Origin of the sequence: Agrococcus sp. HG114, from assembly GCF_024723325.1 — a bacterium.
Classification (GTDB): Bacteria; Actinomycetota; Actinomycetes; order Actinomycetales; family Microbacteriaceae; genus Agrococcus.
The window spans coordinates 1-2,089 of record NZ_JANQCH010000199.1; the positions used below are offsets into that span (position 1 = coordinate 1).

The following is a 2,089-nucleotide window of genomic DNA, read 5'->3' on the forward strand; positions in this document are numbered from 1 at the left end:
GGCCGAGGGCGACGCGACCGCGGCCGGCGCCGGCGAGCCCGCCACCGCATCCGACGACCTGAGCGAGGCCGACCGCGCCCTGCTCGAGGGCGAGGCGGCGGCGGTCGAGGCCGAGCGGGCGGCGCTGCAGGCGAAGGCGGAGCAGCAGCAGGACGAGCTCGCGCGGCTCCGCGCCGACTACGTCAACTACCGCAACCGCACCGAGCGGGAGCGCGCGGGCGACCGCGACGCGACCATCGCATCCGTCATCACGACGATGCTGCCCGCGCTCGACGACCTCGACCTCGCCGACAAGCACGGCGACCTCGCGGAGGGGCCGCTCGCGATCGTCGCGCAGAAGCTGCGCGCGTCGTTCGAGCAGCTCGGCGTCGTGCGCCTGGGCGAGGTCGGCGAGCCGTTCGACATCGACCGGCACGAGGCCGTCGCGCAGCTGCCGAACCCGGAGGTGACCGAGATGGTCGTCGCCGACGTGGTGCAGACCGGCTACCGCGTGGGCGAGCGCGTGCTGCGGGCCGCGAAGGTCGCGGTGTTCGTCCCGGCGGAGTGAGCCCGGGCAGGATGGCGGTGCGCCGAGCGCGACTGAGGGAGGTGGAGCGTGGCTAGCAACGACTGGTTCGACAAGGACTTCTACGCCGTGCTCGGCGTGCCCAAGGACGTCTCGGAGGCCGACCTCAAGAAGACGTACCGCAAGCTCGCGCGGCAGTTCCACCCGGACTCCAACCCGGGCGACGCGGCCGCCGAGGCGCGCTTCAAGGAGATCTCCGAGGCGCACGCGGTGCTGTCGGATCCCAAGCAGCGGCAGGAGTACGACGCCATCCGCGCGATGGCGGGCGGCCGGCCTCGCTTCGCGCCCGGCGGCTCGGGCGGCTTCGAGGACGTCTTCGGCGGCTTCGGCGGCGGCCCCCGCGTGCAGTACTCGCAGGGCGACTTCGAGGACCTGCTCGGCGGCATGTTCGGCGGCCAGGGCGGGTTCGGCGGGGGCTTCGGCGCCCGTCGGCCCGCGCGCGGCCGCGACATCGCCGCGCGTGCCGCGCTCGACTTCACGTCGGCGGTCCAGGGCGACACCCTGAAGCTCACCGTCGGCGGCAAGACGATGACGGTCAAGATCCCGGCGGGCGTGCACGACGGCCAGAAGATCAAGCTGCCCGGCAAGGGCGACGCGTCGCCGACGGGCGGCGAGCCGGGCGACCTCATCCTCACGGTGCAGGTGCGGCCGCATCCGGTCTTCACGATGGACGGCCTCAACCTGCGCGTCGACGTGCCGGTGACGTTCGCCGAGGCGACGCTCGGCGCGACGATCGAGGTGCCCACCCTCGGCGGCGCCCCGGTGCGGCTCAAGGTCGCGCCCGGCACCCCGTCGGGACGCGTGCTGCGCGTGAAGGGCCGCGGCGTCGCGGGCAAGAAGGGCACGGGCGACCTGCTCGCGACCATCCAGGTCGCGGTGCCGAGCCACCTCACGAAGGCCCAGGTCGAGCATCTCGAGGCGTTCGTCGAGGCGGGCCCGAAGGAGTCGCCGCGCGACGAGCTGCTCGCGAAGGCGAAGGCGGCCTGATGGGCGGCGTGCCGGAGGGCCTCGACGAGTCGTCGCCGATCTTCTCGATCGCGGCGGCCGCCGAGCTCGCCGGCCTGCACGCCCAGACGCTGCGCCAGTACGACCGGCTCGGCCTCGTCGAGCCCGCGCGCACCGCGGGCAACACGCGCCGCTACTCGATGCGCGACGTCGGGCGGCTCAAGCAGGTGCAGCTGCTCTCGAGCGAGGGCGTCTCGCTCGAGGGCATCCGCCGCATCCTCGCGATGAGCGACGAGAACCGCGAGCTGCGCGCCCGCGTGCGCGAGCTCGAGTCGGCACTCGCGGATGCGGTGATGCAGCAGCAGGGACGCCGCATCTTCGCGGCCGGCGCGGCCGGCATCACGACCCTGCGAGCCGGGGCGCGCCCCACGCGCCCCGGCTCGGTCGTGCTCTGGCGGCCGCAGGGCCGCTGACCCCAGCACCGCCGTCCGCCCGCGCCGCCGTCCCCGGTGCCATGATGTGCGCGTGACCGACCCGTCCGTGCCGCCGCCGCCGGGCACCGACACGCCGGTGCCCGCC

The 2,089-nt window shown here is 74.8% G+C and carries 3 protein-coding genes; all 3 read left to right on the forward strand.

The window, feature by feature from the left end; all coding sequences use genetic code 11:
- Positions 1-547 (forward strand): nucleotide exchange factor GrpE (locus NWP09_RS12560; protein ID WP_258275837.1); only part of this gene is annotated, 547 nt, incomplete at its 5' end.
- Between the two features lie 48 nt (positions 548-595).
- A complete protein-coding gene (locus NWP09_RS12565) occupies positions 596-1,552 on the forward strand; it encodes a DnaJ C-terminal domain-containing protein (protein ID WP_258275838.1) in 957 nt (318 codons plus the stop codon).
- Positions 1,552-1,983, forward strand: a complete 432-nt coding sequence (locus tag NWP09_RS12570; protein WP_258275839.1) for a heat shock protein transcriptional repressor HspR — start codon at positions 1,552-1,554, stop codon at positions 1,981-1,983. Before NWP09_RS12565 ends, NWP09_RS12570 begins: the two co-directional genes overlap by 1 nt.
- The last annotated feature ends 106 nt before the right edge of the window (positions 1,984-2,089 follow it).